The following is a 19793-nucleotide window of genomic DNA, read 5'->3' as shown; positions in this document are numbered from 1 at the left end:
TCAACGCCGAGAAAATGGAAGCGGGTTGGAAGCTGATGGGCACCCGATGAGTACCCAGCGATGAGCTGCCAGCAATATCAGTAAGGCGTCTCCGGAGCGGAGACGCTTCCGGAATGGAGAAATGTGGCAAAGTTGCGTGTCCACGAGCTCGCCAAAGAGCTCGGAATCACCAGCAAAGAACTGATGGGTCACCTGAAGGAAGCAGGTGAATTCGTCAAGTCGTCCTCGTCCTCGCTCGAACCGCCCGTCGTGCGGCAGATGCGCGAGAAGTTCGCGGCGACCCCCAAGACCAAGAAGGCGGATGCAAAGCCCGCCGCCAAGGCCCCCAAGCCCAGCGCGGCCAAGCCCGCTGCGAAGAAGGCTGCTGCCCCCGCCGACGCGGCACCCAAGGCTGCCGCACCCAAGGCTGGCGTCCCCAAGCCTGGCGCGCCGAAGCCCACTGCGGCCCCCAAGAGTGCTCCCAAGCCTCGCGGCAAGAAGCCCGAAGGGGCCCCCAAGCCCGCGGGCCGCAAGCCTGCGGACGCTAACGCTCCCAAGCCCGCGCCGCGTCGTAACGATGCCCCTCGTCCGGCTCGTCCCGGTGGCCCTCGCCCCGGTGGCCCGCGCCCGGGCAACAACCCGTACGCCTCCTCCCAGGGCATGCCCCGTCCGGGTGGCTCCGGTGGTCCTCGCCCCGGTGGGCCGCGTCCGGGAGCCTCGGGCAACGGTGGCCCGCGTCCCGGCGCTGCGCGTTCGGGTGCCTCCGGTAACGGCGGTCCCCGTCCCGGCGCTCCGCGCCCCGGTGGTAACCGCCCGAACCCGGGCATGATGCCCGGCCAGGCGAACTTCGCTCGTAATGCTGCTTCCGGTAACGGTGGTGGAGAGCGCGGCGGTCGCGGCGGTGGCCGCGGTCGCGGCAATGGCCGTCCCGGTGGCGCAGGTGCAGGCGCCGGCGGTCCTCAGAACAACGGCGGCGGCTTCGGCGGTCCCCGCGGCGGTGGCCGCGGTGGTCGCGGCTCGACGCCGGGCGCATTCGGCCGCGGAGGTGGCCGCTCGCAGCGCGGACGTAAGTCGAAGCGCGCGAAGCGCCAAGAGTACGAGCAGCAGAACGCACCCGTCATCGGCGGTGTCTCGATCCCGCGCGGTAACGGCGCGCAGATCCGCATCCGTCAGGGCGCATCCCTTGCTGACCTCGCCGAGAAGATTGACGTCAATCCCGCAGCGCTTGTGACGGTCCTCTTCGCCCTGGGCGAGATGGCGACCGCCACGCAGTCCCTCGACCAGGACACCTTCGAGGCGCTGGGCGCGGAGCTCGGCTACGACGTCAAGGTCGTCTCCCCCGAGGACGAGGACCGTGAGCTGCTCGAGTCCTTCGACATCGACCTCGAGGCCGAAGAGCTCGACGACGCCGAGAATATGCAGCCCCGTCCGCCGGTCGTTACCGTCATGGGTCACGTCGACCACGGTAAGACCAAGCTGCTCGACGCGATCCGCCACACGGACGTCGTCGACACCGAACACGGTGGCATCACCCAGCACATCGGCGCCTACCAGGTCACCGTCAAGGCTGAGGACGGCACCGCCCGCCCGATCACCTTTATCGATACCCCCGGTCACGAAGCCTTCACGGCTATGCGTGCCCGTGGCGCGCAGGTCACCGATATCGCGATCCTCGTGGTCGCGGCCGATGACGGTGTGATGCCCCAGACGGTTGAGGCCATCAACCACGCACAGGCGGCCGGTGTTCCGATCGTCGTCGCGGTTAACAAGGTCGATAAGGACACGGCGAACCCGGAGAAGATCCGTTCCCAGCTCACCGAGTACGGCCTGGTCGCGGAGGAGTACGGCGGCGACGTCATGTTCGTCAACATCTCCGCTAAGCAGCGCACGGGTATCCGCGAGCTGCTGGAGGCCGTCCTGCTGACCGCCGACGCGGCGCTGACCCTCGAGGCCAACCCCCAGACCGACGCGCGCGGTGTGGCCATCGAAGCGAACCTGGACAAGGGCCGCGGCGCCGTCGCGACCATGCTGGTCCAGCGCGGCACGCTCCACGTGGGCGACTCTCTGGTGGTCGGCTCGTCCTACGGCCGCGTGCGCGCCATGTTCGACGACGCCGGTCACGACGTCTCCGAGGCCGGTCCGTCGACCCCCGTCGCGGTCCTCGGTCTCACGTCCGTCCCGCGCGCCGGCGATTCCTTCCTGGTTGCGCCCGACGACCGCACGGCCCGCCAGATCGCCGACAAGCGTGAGGCTGCCGAGCGTCAGGCCCTGCTGGCCAAGCGCCGCAAGCGCGTCTCCCTGGAGGACTTCGACAAGGTCCTGGCCGAGGGCGAGGTCGACACCCTCAACCTGGTCATCAAGGGCGACGTGTCCGGCGCTGTCGAGGCCCTGGAAGACTCGCTGCTGCGCATCGACGTGGGCGACGAGGTTGCGCTGCGTATCATCCACCGCGGTGTCGGTGCGATTACGCAGAACGACGTCAACCTGGCGACCGTCGACAACGCGGTCATCATCGGCTTCAACGTCCGACCCGCCGAGCGCGTGGCCGAGATGGCGGATGCCGAGGGCGTCGAGATCAAGTACTACAACGTCATCTACTCTGCGATCGACGATATTGAGGCGGCCCTCAAGGGCATGCTCAAGCCGATCTACGAGGAGGTCCAGCTGGGCACTGCGGAGATCCGTCAGGTCTTCCGCTCCGGCAAGTTCGGCAACATCGCCGGTTCGATCGTCCGTTCTGGCACGATCAAGCGTGGCACCAAGGCGCGCCTGGTGCGCGACGGCGTCGTTGTCGCCGACAACCTCGAGATCGCGTCCCTGCGTCGCGAGAAGGACGACGTCACCGAGGTCCGCGAGGGCTACGAGTGCGGTATCACGCTGGGTTACAAGGACATCGCCGAGGGCGACGTCATTGAGACCTGGGAGATGCGCGAGAAGGCTCGTGACTGAGTCCGTGGCGTGAAGTATCGGGGTCCGGGCATGCTCGGACCCCGATCTTCTCTCATCTAGTGTTTCGACAAGGGCGTGAGTGCCCGAAAGGAGGGCGCGATGGCTGACGAAGCTCGCGTTCGTAAGGTGCAGGAGCGAATCCTGCAGACTGTCGCGTCGATGATTGGACGCCAGGTGAAGGATCCCCGCCTGGAGCTCGTGACGATCACGGACGTGCGCGTGACGGGCGACCTGCAGCACGCGTCCATCTTCTACACGGTGCTCGGCGATGACGAGCAGCGTGAGAAGGCCGCACGAGCCTTCGCATCCGCGCAGGGCCTGTTCCGCTCGCGTGTGGGCAAGGCTCTGGGCCTGCGTCTGACTCCGACCCTGGAATTCATTCCCGATGCGCTGCCCGAAAGCGCCGCTGCGCTCGAGGATGCGCTGGCGAAGGCCAAGGCGAAGGACGAGGCCATCGCGGCCGCCTCCGCCGGTGCCACCTACGCCGGCGACGCCGACCCCTACCGTCACGATGACGAAGAGGACGACGCCGAGAAGGATTGGGCCTGACCCTCATGGCTCGTCGACCCGATAATCCGCGCCCCGGCCTCGTCGTTATCGACAAGCCGCAGGGGCTCACCAGCCACGACGTGGTCTCACGCGTGCGACGACTGGCCCACACCCGCAAGGTGGGGCACGGTGGCACCCTGGACCCGATGGCGACGGGAGTCCTCGTGATCGGCATTGGCAAGGCAACGAAGCTGCTCACCTGGGTGAGTGGACATTCGAAGGAATATCGGGCGACGATCCGCTTCGGCGTCGCTACCAACACAGACGATGCAGAAGGTGTCGCGACCGCAGCCGTGGGCTGTTCCTCGCTGAGTGAGGAGGAGCTTGAGTCGGCGCTCGCACCTCTGCGCGGGGACATCATGCAGGTTCCCTCCACGGTCTCGGCGATCAAGGTGAATGGAAAACGCGCCTACGCGCTTGCCCGCGCGGGCGAGGACGTCGAACTGGCGGCGCGTCCGGTGCGCATTTCGCGCCTGGAGGTCCTGGCGCCCCCGCGCCCCGCGGAGTATGTCCGTGACGAGGCCGACGGAGAGAACGTGCCTAACGCTGAGTTGCCCTCGGGACCCGTGAGCGTCGTGGATGTTGACGTGGTCGTCGAGTGTTCCTCGGGCACATACGTGCGCGCCCTTGCGCGCGACGCCGGTGAGGCGCTCGGCGTGGGTGCCCATCTGACCGCGCTACGTCGCACGCGCGTGGGTGACATACCCGTGGAGTCGGCAATGACGCTCGACGAGCTGGGCGCTGCTGTCGAGGCAGCCACCCCGGAAGGAGAGCCGGAGGCGGAACCGATCCTGCCCCTCGTCCCCCTGGGGGAGGCCGCGCGCACCATGTTCCCCACTCTCCTCCTGACCGAGGCCGAGGCCGGAGCGTTCGCTCATGGTCAGGCCCCCCGGCGTTCGCGCGGTGAACTGGCGCAGTGGGCGACCGAGGCTGGCTATCGCCCGAACGGCTCGTCCGAGGAGGAAGCCTCGCCGATCGCTGCGCTCGCGCCGGACGGCACCGTCCTGGGTCTGCTTCGCATTGATGAGGCGCGCCTGCGTACCGTCCTGGTTTTCTAGAAAGAGACTCATGAACGTCTGGTATTCCCTCTCTGACATTCCCGGCAACGAGGCCAGTGTCGTCACCATTGGCAATTTCGATGGCATGCACAACGGACACAAGAAGGTCGTCTCCACGTGCATTGAGCGCGCCCACAAGCTGGGAATCGACGCGGTGGCCATCACCTTCGACCCGCACCCCATCCAGGTACACAAGCCCGAGGTGGGCCTCCAGCTCATCTCCCCGCTGCGTGACCGCCTCGACGCGATGGCTGCGGCCGGCCTGGACGCGACGCTCGTCGCGCACTATGACGCGAGTGTCTACAGCCTCGAGCCCGAGGAATTCGTCTACGAATACCTCGTGGAGCGCTGTGGTGCCCGCGAGGTCGTCGTCGGCGAAGACTTCCGCTTCGGACGTGGCAACGCGGGGACGATCGACACGCTGCGTGAGCTGGGAAGCCGCTACGGATTTGGTGTTATTACCGTCACCGACATTGAGGCGCCCGAAGGACGGCGCTGGTCCTCTTCCTGGGTACGTGAGCTCCTGGCAGTCGGAGACGTCTCCGGTGCCGCCCGAGTCCTCGGGCACCTCCATCGCATCCGCGGCACCGTCTGCCACGGCTTCAAGCGTGGCCGCACACTCGGCTTCCCGACCGCGAACCTGTCCGAGGACGTCGAAGGCGTGATCCCCGCCGACGGTGTCTACGCTGGCTGGGTCGTTCGCGCAGTGCCCGGCACGCAGTCCGCTGAGTTCCTTCCCGCTGCCATTTCCGTGGGAACCAACCCTCAGTTCAACGGCGAGGAGCGCACCGTCGAGGCCCACGTCCTGGGCCGCTCGGACCTGAACCTCTACGGCGAACGCATTGCTGTGACCTTCGTGTCGCGCATCCGCCCGATGATGTCCTTCGACTCCCTCGATGGGTTGCTGACCCAGATGGACGATGACCTGCGTCAGACCGCATCCGTCCTCGGTATCGGCGTCGCCGGGCGCGTCGACCCGGATTCCGTCACCGCCCGATAGCGGGCCCTCCCTCACGGCTCGCCCAGCGCTACGGGGCGCACCCACCCCGCCCGGGGCCTGGGGTCAGCGAGCAGGGGAGGGGCATTGGCCTCGCTGATGAGCGGAATCGTTAGGTTGGTCGCTCACTGTGGGAACAAGGCGGGTGGCGTGCTACTGTAGAAAGGCCGTACACCGGCCGCGGACCGTCAGCATCCGGGAGAAGCCCGGATGCCCCGCGCAACGAAAACAAAGGAGAAGCCTGTGCCGCTGAGCAAGGACGTCAAGGACCAGATCATCGCCGAGTACGCGACCCACGAGGGCGACACCGGTTCCCCCGAGGTGCAGATCGCGCTGCTGACCCGCCGCATCAAGGATCTGACCGAGCACTTCAAGACCCACACGCACGACCACCACTCCCGTCGTGGCCTGCTGCTGCTGGTCGGCCGTCGTCGCCGCCTGCTGGGTTACCTGGCTGACATCGACATCGAGCGTTACCGCTCGCTCATCGAGCGTCTCGGCCTGCGCCGCTGATTTTGGGCCGGCCCGCCTCCCGTAGCGGAGACGGGCCGGTTTTCACACGCCCGCCTCGGGCAAACCGTTATTTTTCGCGCACAAGCCGCCGGTTTTCGACAGTGGCCTACGGAGCGTTAATCCGTGGGCTTCGATCGAAGGCCGAAGTGGAGCGCGACACCAACAACCCAAGGAGAAACGCCCCATGATGGAAGGCTCCGACATCATCGCCGCAGAGGCGATTATCGATAACGGCCGTTTCGGCAAGCGCGTCGTGCGCTTCGAAACCGGCCGTCTCGCCAAGCAGGCCGCGGGTTCTGCCCTGGCCTACCTGGACGATTCCACCACCGTTCTGTCCGCCACCACGGTGGGCAAGAACCCCAAGGACCAGTTCGACTTCTTCCCGCTGACCGTCGACGTTGAAGAGCGTCAGTACGCCGCGGGTCGCATTCCCGGTTCCTTCTTCCGCCGCGAAGGCCGCGCGGGCACCGAGGCCATCCTGGCCGCCCGCCTCATCGACCGCCCGCTGCGCCCCGGCTTCGTCAAGGGCCTGCGCAACGAGGTTCAGGTCGTCGAGACCGTCCTGACGATCGATCCGGACGACGCCTACGACGTTCTGGCGATCAACGCCGCGTCCATGTCCACCCAGATCGCTGGTCTGCCCTTCACGGGCCCGATCGGCGGCACCCGCCTGGCCCTGATCGATGACCAGTGGGTCGCGTTCCCGCGCTGGAGCGAGCTCGAGCGTTCCGTGTTCAACATCGTTGTCGCGGGCCGCATCGTCACCAAGGAAGACGGCTCCGAAGATGTCGCGATCATGATGGTTGAGGCCGGCGGCGGCAAGAATGAGTGGGAGCTCATTCAGGCTGGTGCCACCGCCCCCACCGAAGATGTCGTGGCCGACGGCCTCGAGGCCGCCAAGCCCTTCATCAAGGCGCTGTGCGAGGCTCAGATCAAGGTGGCCGAGAAGGCCTCCAAGGAGACCGCCGACTTCCCGCTGTTCCTGGACTACACCGACGAAGAGTACGCGGCGGTCGAGGAGTACGCGGCCGAGAAGATCGCTCAGGCCCTGCTGACCGAGGGCAAGCTCGCCCGCGACGAGGCCGTCGACGCCGTCAAGGAAGAGATGCTGGGCGCTCTGGCCGAGCGCTTCCCCGAGTCGGAGAAGGCCCTCAAGGCTGCTTTCCGCTCGCTCGAGAAGGCAACGATCCGTAACCGCACCCTGCGCGAAGAGATCCGCATGGACGGCCGTACGCCGCGCCAGATCCGTTCCCTGTCCGCCGAGGTCGAGGTCCTGCCCCGCGTGCATGGCTCCGCCCTCTTCCAGCGCGGCGAGACCCAGATCCTGGGTGTCACCACCCTGGCGATGCTGCGCATGGAGCAGCAGATCGACAACCTGTCGCCCGTCAACGCCAAGCGTTACATGCACCAGTACAACTTCCCCCCGTTCTCCACGGGTGAGGTCGGCCGCGTCGGCTCCCCGAAGCGCCGCGAGATCGGCCACGGCGACCTTGCTGAGCGCGCTCTGGTTCCCGTCCTGCCGTCGCGTGAGGACTTCCCCTACGCGATCCGTCAGGTCTCCGAGACCATGGGCTCCAACGGCTCCTCCTCGATGGGCTCCGTCTGCGCCTCGACCCTGTCCCTCCTCCAGGCCGGCGTGCCGCTGCGCGCCCCCGTCGCGGGCATCGCGATGGGCCTCATGACGGGCGAGGTCGACGGCCAGTTCAAGGCTGTTACCCTGACCGACATCCTGGGCGCCGAGGACGGCTTCGGCGACATGGACTTCAAGGTTGCCGGTACCCGTGACTTCATCACGGCCCTGCAGCTGGACACCAAGCTCGACGGCATCGACTCCCAGGTGCTGCGCGGCGCGCTGGCCCAGGCCCGCGACGCCCGCCTGGCGATCCTCGACCTCATCAACCAGGCGATTGACGGCCCCGATGAGATGAGCCCCAACGCTCCTCGTATCATCACCGTCAAGGTCCCCGTCGATAAGATCGGCGAGGTCATTGGCCCCAAGGGCAAGATGATCAACCAGATCCAGGACGAGACCGGCGCCGATGTCACCATCGAGGACGACGGCACCGTCTACATCGCCTCCTCCGATGGCGCCTCCGCCGAGGCTGCCCGCACGATGGTCAACCAGATTGCGAACCCGCAGATGCCCGAGGTCGGCGAGCGTTTCGTCGGCACGGTCGTCAAGACCACGTCGTTCGGCGCCTTCGTGTCGCTGACCCCCGGCAAGGACGGCCTCCTGCACATCTCGCAGGTGCGTCGCCTCGTGGGCGGCAAGCGCATCGACTCGGTGGACGACGTCCTGCAGGTCGGCCAGCAGGTCGAGGTTGAGATCGCTGAGATCGGCGACCGCGGCAAGCTGAGCCTGCACGCCGTCATCGACGGCGAGGCCGGTGAGCTTGAGGCCCCCGAGGGCGAGCAGGCCGAGCAGCGTCGTGAGCGTCGTGAGCGTCGTGATCGCTCCGAGCGTCGCGAGCGTCGCCCCCGCACCCGCACCCGTCGTCGCCGTGATGACGAGCGTGAAGAGGGCGCTTCCGAGGAGTGAGTAGCTCCCGCTAGCTGAATCGGACCGGTGGTCGGGATGGGGCGTGTGCTCCGCCCGGCCACCGGCCTTTTTGCGGCTACACTGTGAACGTTTCGTGCCTAGTCCCGATCAAGGGATGCAAGAGGAGAAGTATGACCCCCAAGCCACTGCCGCTCGACGAGGCGCACCTGTCCATCGAGGACGGCGACACCCGCATTGAACGCACGATCCTGGGAGCTGGGACGCGCGTTCTGACCCAGATGATCCCGGCGACGAAGAGCGCGGGAGTCTCTCTGTGGGTGCCCGTGGGCTCGCGCGATGAGGGGCCTCGTACGGCCGGGTCGACGCACTTCCTGGAGCATCTTCTGTTCAAGGGCACGAACAAGCGTTCTGCGCTCGATATCGCTGTCGCTTTCGATAGCGTGGGCGGCGAGTCGAACGCAGAAACTGCGCGCGAGCATACGGCATACTGGGCGCGCGTGCGTGACGCGGACCTCGACATGGCGATCGAGATGCTGGCCGACATGGTCACTGACTCCCGCCTGGATGAGGATGACTTTTCGATGGAACGCGGCGTCATCCTGGACGAACTGGCGATGGGGGAAGATTCGCCGACCGATACGGTTCACGATGCCTTCCAGCTGGCCGTCCATGGCGACCGTCCGATCGGGCGCCCTGTGGGTGGTACGGCTCAGGCGATCCGCGAGGTCGAGCGCGCCGACGTGTGGGAGCACTACCAGGCTCACTACGGCCCCTCGTCTCTCATTGTTGCCGCCGCCGGTAACGTCGACCACGAATCAGTGTGCGAGCGCGTGCAGGCCGCCCTGGATGGATCTCCTTGGGATGGGCGCAGTGCGGCCTCGCCCCGGCCTCGTCGATCGACTGCCCCGAGCCCGATTGCCGAACACGACAAGGACATTACCCGCCGACGCGACGTCACCCAGGCGCACGTCATCATCGGGTGCGAGGGCCTGTCGGCGACGGACCCGGCGGGCCCGACCATGAGTGTCCTGCTGTCGGTCCTGGGTGGATCCATGTCGTCGCGCCTCTTCCAGGAGGTGCGCGAAAAGCGCGGCTTGGCCTACACAACCTACGCTTTCGATGTTGCCTACTCGGACACGGGTACCTTCGGCATGTATGCGGGCTGCAGCCCCGACAAGGTCGACGAGGTCGAGGCCATCATGCGCGCACAGCTGGAGGAGTTGGCAGCAGAGGGCCCGACCGAGGAGGAGATGACACGCGTGCGCGGACAGGTACGTGGCGGTGTCGTCCTGGGGTTGGAAGACAACTGGTCGCGCATGATGCGCCTGGGCCGCTCGGAGATCATCGGACGCTACCGTCCTATCGACGAGTCCCTCGCAGAGTTCGACGCGGTCGAAGCCCGCGACGTGCGTGCACTGGCTGCGTCCCTTGTGACCAAGCTGGATTGCCGGGCCCTCGTCCTGCCTGCCAAGTAAGAAACGGGGGAGTGAGAAACCCCCTGTCCATCCGCGTGAGCCCTCGCTGGCGCGGGAATACTCTGAAGACAACACATAACCCATGAAGGAGAGCGCAATGATTCGCGTGGCAGTGACCGGAGCCAAGGGCCGTATGGGCTCGACTGTTGTCCAGGCGGTGACGGGCGCCCCGGATATGGAGGTTGTTGCGCTTTTCGACGCGGGAGATAAGATCACGGCCGAGAGTGTGAACGGCGCGCAGGTGGCCGTTGACTTCTCGATCCCCAGCGTCACCGAGTCCAACGTGCACGCGCTCCTCGACGCGGGCGTGGATGTCGTCGTGGGCACGACCGGCTGGACGGATGAGTCCTACGCGCGCGTGCGCGAGCATGCCGAGGCCGCGGGGCGCGCCGTCCTGATCGCCCCGAACTTTGCGATGGGTGCGGTCCTGGCCATGAAGTTCGCAGCCATGGCTGCCCCATACTTCGAGTCCGCTGAAGTCATCGAGATGCATCACCCCGCCAAGGTGGATGCCCCCTCGGGCACCGCCGTGGCGACCGCACGCGGCATCGCGAAGGCCCGCGCCGAGGCCGGACTGGGGGAGATGCCCGACGCGACGCAGACCGATGAGCTGGGCAGCCGCGGCGGCCGCGTCGACGGGGTTCCGGTCCACGCCGTGCGCCTGCGTGGCCTGACCGCCTCGGAGGAGATCCTGCTGGGCAACGCGGGCGAACAGCTGGTGATTCGCACGGATTCCTTTGATCGCGTGTCCTTTATGCCCGGCGTCCTCCTGGGCGTGCGCCGCGTGAGTGGCCGCACGGGCCTGACGATCGGGCTCGATCAGGTGATGGGCCTGTGAGCTCGCCCGTCGGCCCCGACCGCTCCGTGCGCCCCGCTCAGGGCGGCGACGCGCGCGCGATTGCTCGCCTGCAGGCCGAGGCTTGGCGCTCCCTCATGGGGCAGGCCGCCCTTGACGCCCAGGGCATTACGGAAGAGGCCCTCGCCGCCCAATGGGAGGCGACGCTGGCCTCTCCGCGGCCCGCGGGTACTGCCCTCCTCGTCGCCCTCCACGGCAATACCGTTGTCGGTTTCGCACTCGCGGGCCCCGACGAGGCCGGGGCCACCTCGGCTGACTGCGCTGAGCCGGGCGACGGTGCGGTGGCCGCCACGCAGGTGTACGAGCTGACGGTGGAGAAGAACTTCCGCCGCTCGGGACACGCGTCGCGCCTGCTGGCGGCTGTTGCTGACTTGACGAGTGGCCAGTTGCGCGTGTGGGTTGGCGTGGATGATGAGGAGCGTCAGCGTTTTTACACGTCGGCTGGTTTTGAGCCTTCCGGCGCGGTGCGCGTGCTGGGCGATGGGCCTACGCAGCACATGTGGTGGGCCGAGCGCGACTAAGGGCCCACGGCGCGAGCGATCCCACGCGGGCGGGCGGCGGTGCTGTCTGTCCACGTTCGAGCCGGTCGTGCCCGGAGTACAGGGGCGTGCGTATCATGGAGCGCATGAGTAACATTCCTCCCCGCCGCTTCGGTTCCCTCGCAGCCGCCATGGTCACGCCGATGACCGCCACCGGTGAGATTGATCTGCCATCCGCGCAGCGCCTGGCGATCAAGCTGGTCGACGAGGGATGCGACACGATCCTGCTGTCCGGCACGACGGGTGAGTCGCCGACGACTCATCAGCCGGAGAAGAATGACTTGACGGACGCCGTCCGTGAGGCGGTAGGAGATCGCGCGTTCATCCTGTGTGGCGCGTGTTCGAACGATACTGCGCACGCGGTGCGTATCGGCGAGGGCGCCCAGGAGCACGGAGCGGACGGTCTGCTCATCGTGTCCCCGTACTACAATCGTCCGTCCCAGGAGGGCCTGCGTGCGCACGTGCGCGCCGTGACGGATGCGACCGATCTGCCCGTCATGCTCTATGACATTCCGGGTCGTACGGGCATCGCGTTTTCTGATTCGACACTGGATATCCTCGCCCAGCATCCGCGCATCCTGGGCGTCAAGGACGCCACGGGTGACGTGGAGACCGGTGTGGAGCGTATGCACCGCACGGGCCTGGAGTACTACTCGGGTGATGACGGCCTGAACTTCGCGTGGATGACGGGTGGCGCCTCGGGCTTCATTTCGGTGGTGACGCACGTGGCCTCGGCCCACTACCGCCGCATGATCGAGCTGCTCGACTCCGATCAGGTGTGGGAGGCCCGTGAGCTGTCGTATTCGCTGCGTCCCCTTGTGCACGCCATTATGGGCGGTGGCCAGGGGGCGGTCATGGCGAAGTACGCGCTGTGGCTCCAGGGCGTTATCGATAGCCCGGCCGTGCGCCTGCCGATGGTTGGAATCAGCGATGATGAGGTGTCGGCGTTGCGCCGCGCCCTGTGCGCCGCTGGCCTGCTCTGATACGTATCGCCCCCGTCGATTATTCGGCGGGGGCGACGTGTCTCTTCTTGGCATATTAAGGAAGAGATAGCGATCGTTGACGATGCCTGAAATAAAGGTTTAATATACCTAAGTAAAGTTCACCAACACTGACTGTGTCTGCAAGGAATGGATACCGTGGCAAAGAAGGACGTTATCATCCCCCTGGTTCCTGCCGCCCTCAGTGCGCTGCTGCTCGCCGGAGGGGTGACCGTCTTTTCGGCGTGCGAGCAACGGGCCGACGGTACGTGGATGCACTGCCATCAGTGCCAGAACATGGTGGCCGGCAGCGCAGTTGGACTCATCGCGCTCTACGGCGCTTCCGCCCTTGTGAAGAACAAGCCCGTACGCCTGGCCCTGCTCGCGCTCGCGGTGATCGCCAGCGTCGTCGTTTTCTTTATTCCCGGCGGCATCTGCCCGCTGTGCATGATGAAGACGATGCGCTGCCACACGGTTTTCCAGCCTTTTGTGCGCATCATGAGCGTCCTGGTCGCCGGTAGTGGCATTGGGGCGCTGGTCGCGTCCTTCAAGAAGGACCAGAAGACCTCCGCCTGACGGATACGCCCAGATGGGAGACAATGACGGCGTGAGGGCCCTACTTCGACGGAAAACCGTGCGCATTGGCGCGGTCCTCCTTGTGCTCTCGCTCGCTATCGCTCTGACGGTCGTCGCGCGCAATGCGATGCGCTACCGTCAGGCCGTCGCCCTTGACGAGGCCGGGGATGCCCAGGGCGCCTACGAGATCTTCCATTCGTTGGGACGCTACAGCGATGCTGCGCAGCGCGCGCAGGCCCTCGTTGATGTCGATCCGGCGCTGCCGTACCGCCGCGCGTCCAAAGGTGACACGATCGAGTTTGGATCCTACGAGCAAGATGGCGACACGTCCAATGGGGCCGAGCCGATTCGGTGGATCGTTCTCGATGAGATCGATGGCCAGCTGCTGCTGCTGAGCGCGGATGTCCTCGAGGCCCGCCAGTATCACCACGTGCCCTTCGAGGACATCACATGGGAACATTCCGATCTGCGCGCGTGGATGAACGGGGAGTTTTACGAGGCAGCGTTTACCCCCGTTCAGCGTGGCCTCATCGAGACGGTGCATAACGAGAACGCGGACCAATCCATCACCGGTGCCAGCGGCGGTGCGCCGACCGATGATCGGGTCTTCGCGCTGAGCGAGACCGAGAGCGTCATTTACTTCAACACCCCGGCCGCGCGTAGCGACATCGGTGCTGCCCCCGTCACCGAGCACGCCGCGGAAAGCCCTTTGAGCGTGTCCGAGGACGGGACCGCCGACTGGTGGCTGCGCTCTCCCGGAACCTACGGGTTCGCCACGCAATTCGTCGATGCCTCGGGCACGCCGTCGCTCAGCGGGGCAAACGTCGATCTGCAGTACGGGGTTCGCCCCGCCCTCTGGATCGATGTTGTGGGGACCGGCGAGGGGACCCGATGAAGGGTGCCCTGTCCCTGCGCCGCGTTCCTCTCGCGAACGCTCAGGCGCATCCGCTCCGGTCCGTCGTCATCATCTTCCTCGCGCTCGCGCAGGCGGCGTGTGTTTTCGGAGGGTTCATTCTTGTCGCTGCCGCGAGGAACGAACTGTCCCTTGCCGAGCGGCGGCTCGGTGCCGACCTCGTCGTCTACCCGACGAGCTGCCTGAATCAGGTGGATAAGAAGCGCCTCCTCATGCTCGGTACTCCCGTGGGCTGCCACCAGCCGCGCTCGGCTCTGGCGCGCATGTCCTCGAACGAGGACATCGCCTCGGTGTCTCACCAGTTGTACGTCTCAGAGACGCTCTCCGATGGCTCCACTCGGTGGATTGTCGGATTCGAACCGGAGACGGATTTCGTGCTGGGTCCCTGGATGCGCGAGGGGGAGCGGGCGTCCCTGCCCCGCGGGAGCGTCGCGGTGGGTAGTGCTGTCCCCGGGGCGGAGGGGCAGACCCTCTCCGTCTTTGGCGAGGAGCGCCCGATCAACGCGCATCTGCTCGCCACTGGCTCGGAGCTGGATAACGCTGTCTTCGTCAGTATGGATACTCTCTCCGACATTGTCGCGGGTGCCCGCGCGGCGGGCAAAGACATCGACGCCACCGTTGACCCGAGCTCCGATTACTCGGCGGCGCTTGTGCGCACGTCGGGCAGTGACACTATCGAGAGCGTCACGAACTGGATCAACCTCTACGTGCGTAAGGTGAGGGCCGTGCGTAGCAGCGAAGCCCTCGTCGACACTGCCTCGGGCATTCGATCCCACCGCGGGCTCGCGATCGGGGTCCTCGGCGCCATCTGGGTGGTGCTGCTCGGCGCTCTCGTCGTCGTACAGGTGAGTCTCATGAACGAACGCCGTGCCGAACTCACCGTCTGGCGTTCGATCGGGGCATCGCATGGCATCATCAGTCGCGTCATGCTGGGTGAATCCGCGTTACTCCACGCGGTGGGTGCACTCGCGGGCGTGGCGCTGATAGCCCTTGCCCTGCCTGTTGTGGGTGATGGAAGCCTCCTCGAGGTCCTCACCGCCCCCGGGACGTCACTGCCCCTCGCCGGTGTATCGATAGCCGCAGTCACCTGTGTGGGGATCGTGGGAACGCGCCTCGCCCTCGTTCGGGTAAGCCGCGTGGTGCGCGGACAGAAAACGGTCCTGATCTAGGGACGATGGTCAAGGAGGAATGACGCAATGCTGTCGCGCTCGCGACTTCCGTGGATGAACCTGCGCGGGTACCCCGTGCGAACGGGGACCCTCGTCCTCTTTTCCATGCTCATGACGATGACGATTTTCGGAGGGACCCTTATCGTCCAGGGGATCGAACACGGCCTGCGCACGGTCCAGTCGCGCCTGGGAGCCGACATCATGGTCACCCCCGCCGAGGCCGATACCGATTTTGACGCACAGACGTTCCTGGTGAGCGCCGAGCCGTCATACTTCTACATGGATGCGGCGACTCGTGATGAGGTGGCCGCCGTCGACGGGGTCGAAGCTGCGTCCTCCCAGCTCTTCCTGGCCTCGGCGAGGGCGAGCTGTTGCTCGGGCCGCTACCAGGTGATCGCCTACGATCCCGCCACCGACTTCACGATCCAGCCGTGGATGAGGGACGCGGTGGGGCGAACACAACTGGGAGACGATGAGGTGATCGTCGGAGCCAACGTGCTGGCCAACGACCCCAACAACTTCCAGCTCTTCGACAACACGCTGCGGGTCGTCGGCCAGTTCGACGCGACCGGGTCGACCCTCGACAACGCGGTCTACATGAACTTCGAGACTGCGAAGAAGGTCATCGACTCCTCGCTGCGCAAGGGCCTCAACAAGTATTCGATGCTTGAGACCGACCGGATTATCTCCTCGGTGATGGTCAAGGTGGCGCCCGGATACGACGCCGAGGCCGTGGCCGCCCAGATCCACCAGCAGGTGCCCGGCGTTGCGGTCGCCACCTCAACGAGGATGGTCAGCGGCATCGCGCAATCGCTGGACTCGACGTCGCGCACGGTGGCCGTCCTCATCGGCGTCGCGTGGGGCGTCGGCCTGCTCATGATCACCCTGTTGTTCGTCCTGATGGTCGCCGAACGCAAGCGTGAATTTGCCACTCTCGTCGCCATGGGCGCGCACCGGCGCATGATCTCCGGCATCATCATCCGCGAGGCGCTCGGCGTCAACATCCTCGGAGGCGTCGGCGGCATCATCATCTCGGGTGTCCTCCTCGTGTCCTTCTCCGGCCTCGTCGACCAGAGCCTGGGGGGCGGATTCCTCGTGCCATCCGCGCTGACGCTGGCGCTGTTGGCTCTGGGGGCGCTCGCGTCGGTGGGCATTGTCGCCCTCGTCTCCTCGTGGATAGCGCTGCGGTACGTGACAACAATGGATGCCAGCCTGGCCCTGAAGGAAGGGGAGTGACATGATCATCGAGGCAACGAGTGTGTCGAAAGAGTTCGCCAGGGCACGCGGAGGAAAGCGGGTCTTCACCGCGGTCCACCCGCTGGATTTTGGCCTGGACGAGAGGCAACTGACCGTCATCTCTGGCCACTCGGGCAGCGGTAAGAGCACCCTGCTGACCATGCTCGCCGGGATCCTCACGCCCACGGCTGGACACGTGCGTGTCGAGGGAACGGATCTGTACTCGCTGCGCGACGAGGAGCGCTCCCGGCTGCGCAACGCGCGCATCGGCCTCGTCCCCCAAGGCAATACGGCCCTGCGGGCCCTGAGTGTCCTCGACAACGTGCTGCTGCCCTCGATCCTCTACAGCGCAGACGAGGCGTCGGCAGGCCGTGCGCGCGAGCTGCTGGACGCCGTGGGACTGACCGACCTTGCCGATGCCAAGCCCACCGAGCTGTCGGGCGGAGAACTACGACGCATGGCGATTGCGCGCGCCCTCCTCATGGAACCCTCGATCGTGTTGGCGGACGAGCCTACAGCAGGCCTCGATAACGCGAACGCGACCGCCGTCCTGACCCTCCTGCGTGACGCCGCCGATCGTGGAACGGCCGTCCTTGTCGTTTCCCACGAGTCCGAGGCGCAGCGTTTCGCCGACCGTTGCTACGCCATGGAAGGCGGACGCCTGCACGACCAGTGACCCGCGATCGCGCCCGATGACGCCAAATGTGAGGGGACCGACCTGTCCAACGTGGCTCCCGATGCGGGTAAAAGGGCGCCAACGTGGCAGACTGGCATCATGAAGTCTTTGTACGAGAACCTCAGCGAACCCGCGCCCCTGGAAGAGGGCGCACTGCGAGTGATCCCGCTGGGAGGTCTCGGCGAGGTCGGCCGCAACATGAACGTCCTCGAGTACCGGGGCAAACTCCTGGTCGTGGACTGTGGTGTTCTCTTCCCCGAAGAGACACAGCCCGGCGTCGACCTGATCCTGCCGGATTTCTCGTGGATTGAGGACCGCATGGACGACGTCGTCGGCCTCGTCCTCACCCACGGTCACGAGGACCACATCGGTGCCGTGCCCTACCTGCTCAAGCTGCGAGGCGACATCCCGATCTACGGATCCGATCTGACCCTGGCTTTCGTCGCCCCCAAGCTGCGTGAACACCGCCTGTCCGACCCGGGTCTCAATGTCGTCGCCGAGGGCGATCGCCTCACCGTCGGCCCCTTCGACCTCGAATTCGTGTCTGTCACCCACTCGATCCCCGATGCGCTCGCGGTCTTCGTGCGCACGGATGCAGGCAACGTCCTCATCACGGGTGACTTTAAGATGGATCAGCTGCCGCTGGACCGTCGCCTCACCGACCTGCGTGCGTTCGCCCGCATGGGCGAGGAGGGTGTCGACCTGTTCATGGTGGACTCCACGAACGCGCTGGTGCCCGGATTCATTACGCCCGAGCGCGAGATTGGCCCGGTGCTCGATCAGGTCTTCGGCGAGGCGAGTGGCCAGATCATCGTCGCGTCCTTCGCTTCGCACGTGCATCGCGTCCAGCAGGTCATCAACGCGGCCGCCCATCACGGGCGTCGTGTGGCCTTCGTGGGCCGCTCCATGGAGCGCAACATGCGCATCGCGGAGGAGAAGGGCTACCTGTCGATCCCCGAGGGCCTCATCGTGGACCTCAAGGGAATTAGCGAGCTGCCGCCCTCCGAGCGTGTCTACATGGCGACCGGTTCTCAGGGCGAGCCGATGGCGGCCCTGTCGCGCATGTCGGTGGGGTCGCACCGCACCGTGACGATCGAGCCCGGCGACATGGTTGTGCTGGCCTCCTCGCTGATTCCCGGTAACGAGAACTCCGTGTACCGCGTCATCAACGACCTGACCCGCCTGGGTGCGCGCGTCGTGTCGAAGGAGAACGCGAAGGTACACGTGTCCGGCCACGCGAGCGCCGGCGAGCTCATCTACTGCTACAACATCGTTCAGCCCAAGAACGTGATGCCCATTCACGGCGAGGTTCGCCACCTGGTCGGTAACGGCCAGCTGGCCGTCAAGACCGGCATGGATCCGCAGAATGTGGTCCTGGCGGAGGACGGGGTGACGGTCGACCTGAAGGATGGCGTCGCGCGCGTGTCGGGCGTCGTGCCGTGTGAGTACGTGTACGTGGACGGCCGTTCGATCGGAGAGATCTCCGAAGATGAACTGGAGACCCGCCGCACCCTGGGCTCGGAGGGCTTCATCTCGATTTTTGCGGTCGTCGAGCACGACTCGGGCATGGTGCTGGCCGGCCCGGAGATCCGCGCGATCGGCATGGCCGAGGACGACTCGGTCTTCGAGGAGATTCTCCCCGACGTCACCCAGGCGCTCAAGGATGCTGCGGCACCCGGCGGTCAGGACCCCTACATCCTGCAGCAGGCGATGCGTCGCGTGATCGGTCGCTGGGTTGCGCGGCGCCTGCATCGTCGTCCTATGATCGTTCCGGTCGTGACCGAGCAGTAGGCTGACTGTCTTCATCGACGAGGCCGTGGCGTGCTGGGCGGTAGCGCGCGCTTGAAGGAAGGAAAATTCGTGTCGGGTCGTTTCATTTCGACGCATTCTGTCGCTCTTGTATTGCCGATGCACATCGCATACATGCCGGAGCGAGGGGGGTCCGTCCACGCGGATGCAGCCAGCTCGCGTCCGGGCGGCGGGTTTACGACCCTGTGCGCTGCTGCGGCAATGGGAGTGCCGACGGCCGCTGCCTCGCCTCTGGGGACGGGACCGAATTCCTTTGCGGTGCGTCAGCAGCTCGTCGAAGCCGGTGTCGAGGTTCTGACCCCCGAGCTCGTGGGTGACATTGGCGTTGTCATCCAGCTGATTGTCGAAGACGGGTCGATGCGTTCCGTCGTGACGGCGGGCGTCGAGTCAGAACCGTCGCGCGCAGCTTTGACGAGCATCGAATTGCGCGAAGGGGACGTGGTCCACGTGGCCGCCTCCGATATGACGAGCGCGCATGCAGCCTCCGAGCTGAGTGAATGGGCTGCGGGTCTTCCGCCCTTCGTGACTCTCGTCGTGTCCGTCTCGCCCGCAGTTGCGCAGGTTCCGCTCGAGGCATGGGAGACGATTTTCGCGCGCGCGGACGTGGTGACGATGAGCAGCTGGGAGGCTGCGACACTGGCAGAAATCCTGGAGGCGAACCGCCGCGGCTCGACGATTCGTTCCTACATGCGCGCCGACGCGGCGACCGTTCGTCGCGTGGGGGAGCGGGGCTGCGAGCTGCAAAAATTCGCTGATGCGCCCGTTATTTCCATCCCCGCCTTCCAGACGCCCATCGCGGACACCGCGGGCGTGGGGGACACGCACATCGCCGAGATGTGTGCGGGCCTGGTGATGGGCTACGACTTGGAGACCGCATGCCTGATGGCGAACGCGGGCGCAGCGCTGGCAATTTCCCACGAGTCTGCGCTGCCCGTTCCCACGCGCGATCAGGTTGAGAACGTCCTCGAAACCGGGGTCGTGACGAACATCCTGCGCTGATCTTACGCGGCGCGCCTGGC

At 66.1% G+C, this 19793-nt stretch carries 17 protein-coding genes; all 17 read left to right on the top strand.

The window, feature by feature from the left end:
* Positions 1-123: 123 nt before the first annotated feature.
* The 17 genes from infB (at position 124) to HMPREF1478_RS09890 (ending at position 19773) form a co-directional block, all read left to right on the top strand.
* On the top strand, positions 124-2928 hold the full coding sequence (gene infB / locus HMPREF1478_RS09970) for a translation initiation factor IF-2 (protein WP_016461944.1): 2805 nt from the start codon (positions 124-126) through the stop codon (positions 2926-2928).
* Positions 2929-3027: 99 nt separating this feature from the next.
* Complete coding sequence (gene rbfA, locus HMPREF1478_RS09965) at positions 3028-3477, top strand: 30S ribosome-binding factor RbfA (RefSeq protein WP_016461943.1); 450 nt, start codon at positions 3028-3030, stop codon at positions 3475-3477.
* A 5-nt stretch (positions 3478-3482) separates the two neighbouring features.
* Positions 3483-4535, top strand: coding sequence for a tRNA pseudouridine(55) synthase TruB (gene truB / locus HMPREF1478_RS09960; protein ID WP_016461942.1), 1053 nt, complete (start codon positions 3483-3485; stop codon positions 4533-4535).
* A 10-nt stretch (positions 4536-4545) separates the two neighbouring features.
* Entirely contained in the window at positions 4546-5535 is a 990-nt protein-coding gene (locus HMPREF1478_RS09955) for a bifunctional riboflavin kinase/FAD synthetase (protein ID WP_016461941.1), read from the top strand.
* Between the two features lie 207 nt (positions 5536-5742).
* Entirely contained in the window at positions 5743-6045 is a 303-nt protein-coding gene (rpsO, locus tag HMPREF1478_RS09950) for a 30S ribosomal protein S15 (protein WP_198008394.1), read from the top strand.
* Between the two features lie 184 nt (positions 6046-6229).
* Positions 6230-8584, top strand: a complete 2355-nt coding sequence (locus tag HMPREF1478_RS09945; RefSeq protein WP_016461940.1) for a polyribonucleotide nucleotidyltransferase — start codon at positions 6230-6232, stop codon at positions 8582-8584.
* A gap of 131 nt (positions 8585-8715) precedes the next feature.
* Positions 8716-10020 carry a M16 family metallopeptidase gene (locus HMPREF1478_RS09940; protein ID WP_016461939.1) on the top strand — a complete coding sequence of 435 codons (1305 nt, stop codon included), beginning with the start codon at positions 8716-8718 and terminating at the stop codon, positions 10018-10020.
* 97 nt (positions 10021-10117) lie between these two features.
* Positions 10118-10858, top strand: coding sequence for a 4-hydroxy-tetrahydrodipicolinate reductase (gene dapB, locus HMPREF1478_RS09935; RefSeq protein ID WP_016461938.1), 741 nt, complete (start codon positions 10118-10120; stop codon positions 10856-10858).
* On the top strand, positions 10855-11397 hold the full coding sequence (locus HMPREF1478_RS09930; protein WP_016461937.1) for a GNAT family N-acetyltransferase: 543 nt from the start codon (positions 10855-10857) through the stop codon (positions 11395-11397). The genes dapB and HMPREF1478_RS09930 overlap by 4 nt, the downstream gene beginning before the upstream one ends.
* Positions 11398-11501: 104 nt before the next feature.
* Positions 11502-12398 carry a 4-hydroxy-tetrahydrodipicolinate synthase gene (gene dapA / locus HMPREF1478_RS09925; protein ID WP_034464064.1) on the top strand — a complete coding sequence of 299 codons (897 nt, stop codon included), beginning with the start codon at positions 11502-11504 and terminating at the stop codon, positions 12396-12398.
* Positions 12399-12545: 147 nt separating this feature from the next.
* Positions 12546-12971 carry a DUF4418 family protein gene (locus HMPREF1478_RS09920; protein WP_034475640.1) on the top strand — a complete coding sequence of 142 codons (426 nt, stop codon included), beginning with the start codon at positions 12546-12548 and terminating at the stop codon, positions 12969-12971.
* Positions 12972-12984: 13 nt separating this feature from the next.
* Positions 12985-13866, top strand: coding sequence for a DUF6273 domain-containing protein (locus HMPREF1478_RS09915; RefSeq protein WP_016461934.1), 882 nt, complete (start codon positions 12985-12987; stop codon positions 13864-13866).
* Positions 13863-15053: an FtsX-like permease family protein gene (locus tag HMPREF1478_RS09910; protein WP_016461933.1), complete on the top strand. Its 1191-nt coding sequence runs from the start codon at positions 13863-13865 to the stop codon at positions 15051-15053. Before HMPREF1478_RS09915 ends, HMPREF1478_RS09910 begins: the two co-directional genes overlap by 4 nt.
* A 27-nt stretch (positions 15054-15080) precedes the next feature.
* On the top strand, positions 15081-16289 hold the full coding sequence (locus HMPREF1478_RS09905) for an ABC transporter permease (protein ID WP_016461932.1): 1209 nt from the start codon (positions 15081-15083) through the stop codon (positions 16287-16289).
* A gap of 1 nt (position 16290) precedes the next feature.
* On the top strand, positions 16291-16965 hold the full coding sequence (locus HMPREF1478_RS09900) for an ABC transporter ATP-binding protein (protein WP_016461931.1): 675 nt from the start codon (positions 16291-16293) through the stop codon (positions 16963-16965).
* Between the two features lie 99 nt (positions 16966-17064).
* Positions 17065-18756, top strand: coding sequence for a ribonuclease J (locus tag HMPREF1478_RS09895; RefSeq protein ID WP_016461930.1), 1692 nt, complete (start codon positions 17065-17067; stop codon positions 18754-18756).
* Positions 18757-18873: 117 nt separating this feature from the next.
* Complete coding sequence (locus tag HMPREF1478_RS09890) at positions 18874-19773, top strand: PfkB family carbohydrate kinase (protein WP_034475700.1); 900 nt, start codon at positions 18874-18876, stop codon at positions 19771-19773.
* The last annotated feature ends 20 nt before the right edge of the window (positions 19774-19793 follow it).

Origin of the sequence: Actinomyces sp. HPA0247 (genome assembly GCA_000411415.1) — a bacterium.
GTDB lineage: Bacteria > Actinomycetota > Actinomycetes > Actinomycetales > Actinomycetaceae > Pauljensenia.
The sequence above is the reverse complement of the archived record's forward strand: the minus strand, read 5'-3'. Positions and strand labels throughout refer to the sequence as shown.

Excerpts from the sequence above, each read along its gene's own strand:
- HMPREF1478_RS09915 (WP_016461934.1), top strand. The coding sequence starts at position 12,985 with ATGGGAGACAATGACGGCGTGAGGGCCCTACTTCGACGGAAAACCGTG.
- HMPREF1478_RS09900 (WP_016461931.1), top strand. The coding sequence starts at position 16,291 with ATGATCATCGAGGCAACGAGTGTGTCGAAAGAGTTCGCCAGGGCACGC.
- HMPREF1478_RS09945 (WP_016461940.1), top strand. The coding sequence starts at position 6,230 with ATGATGGAAGGCTCCGACATCATCGCCGCAGAGGCGATTATCGATAAC.
- dapB (WP_016461938.1), top strand. The coding sequence starts at position 10,118 with ATGATTCGCGTGGCAGTGACCGGAGCCAAGGGCCGTATGGGCTCGACT.
- dapA (WP_034464064.1), top strand. The coding sequence starts at position 11,502 with ATGAGTAACATTCCTCCCCGCCGCTTCGGTTCCCTCGCAGCCGCCATG.
- rbfA (WP_016461943.1), top strand. The coding sequence starts at position 3,028 with ATGGCTGACGAAGCTCGCGTTCGTAAGGTGCAGGAGCGAATCCTGCAG.
- HMPREF1478_RS09955 (WP_016461941.1), top strand. The coding sequence starts at position 4,546 with ATGAACGTCTGGTATTCCCTCTCTGACATTCCCGGCAACGAGGCCAGT.
- HMPREF1478_RS09910 (WP_016461933.1), top strand. The coding sequence starts at position 13,863 with ATGAAGGGTGCCCTGTCCCTGCGCCGCGTTCCTCTCGCGAACGCTCAG.
- HMPREF1478_RS09920 (WP_034475640.1), top strand. The coding sequence starts at position 12,546 with ATGGATACCGTGGCAAAGAAGGACGTTATCATCCCCCTGGTTCCTGCC.
- HMPREF1478_RS09895 (WP_016461930.1), top strand. The coding sequence starts at position 17,065 with ATGAAGTCTTTGTACGAGAACCTCAGCGAACCCGCGCCCCTGGAAGAG.
- HMPREF1478_RS09905 (WP_016461932.1), top strand. The coding sequence starts at position 15,081 with ATGCTGTCGCGCTCGCGACTTCCGTGGATGAACCTGCGCGGGTACCCC.
- truB (WP_016461942.1), top strand. The coding sequence starts at position 3,483 with ATGGCTCGTCGACCCGATAATCCGCGCCCCGGCCTCGTCGTTATCGAC.
- HMPREF1478_RS09940 (WP_016461939.1), top strand. The coding sequence starts at position 8,716 with ATGACCCCCAAGCCACTGCCGCTCGACGAGGCGCACCTGTCCATCGAG.
- rpsO (WP_198008394.1), top strand. The coding sequence starts at position 5,743 with ATGCCCCGCGCAACGAAAACAAAGGAGAAGCCTGTGCCGCTGAGCAAG.
- HMPREF1478_RS09890 (WP_034475700.1), top strand. The coding sequence starts at position 18,874 with ATGCACATCGCATACATGCCGGAGCGAGGGGGGTCCGTCCACGCGGAT.